1 pseudogene is annotated in these 571 nt (G+C 66.2%); it reads right to left on the bottom strand.

Annotation, left to right across the window (positions count from 1 at the left end):
* Window positions 1-75: 75 nt before the first annotated feature.
* Window positions 76-571, bottom strand: a pseudogene (locus FHP25_RS41235) (IS1634 family transposase); the annotation flags it as partial.

Genomic DNA, 571 nt, shown 5'->3' with positions numbered 1-571 from the left:
CCCAACTTTCCCTACTGGCGAGTAGCGAAGGCAGAAAGTGTAATCGAATCAACGGCGGCTCGTGAAAGGTCTTCACTACATGGCGGGCTCGGGCTGGCGGTCGAGGGCACCGGCGGCAGTGATCCTGGGCGGTGGCTGCGGCGGCAGCGTGAGGCCGAGCTGGCTGACGAGGAGCTTCTGATCGGCGGCGAGTTCGGTGTAGCGGGTCAGGATGAGGGTCCGGCCGTCGGTGGTGGGGAAGTGGACATCGAGCATCTGGATGGCGGCGAGCTTGTCGAGCACGGCCCTGGGCGTAAGGCCGCCGGCCAGGGGCCGCAGGCGGGCGCGTAGGGTGACGTGCAGGCAGTAGGCCATGAAGGCGACGAAGATATGGGCCTCGATGCGCTCTTCGAGCTGGTGGAAGATGGGGCGCAGCCGCAGGTCGTCCTTGAGGTTCTTGAAGGCGGCTTCGATCTCGACGAGCTGGATGTAGAACTGCCACAGCTGGGCCGGGTCATGGCCGCAGAGGTTGCTGCGCAGCAGGTATCGGCCCTCGCGCTGGCGCACCCGGCGGAGCTTGGTGCGATTGAGG

The sequence above is a fragment of the Vineibacter terrae genome (genome assembly GCF_008039615.1).
Lineage (GTDB): Bacteria > Pseudomonadota > Alphaproteobacteria > Reyranellales > Reyranellaceae > Vineibacter > Vineibacter terrae.
The sequence above is the reverse complement of the archived record's forward strand: the minus strand, read 5'-3'. Positions and strand labels throughout refer to the sequence as shown.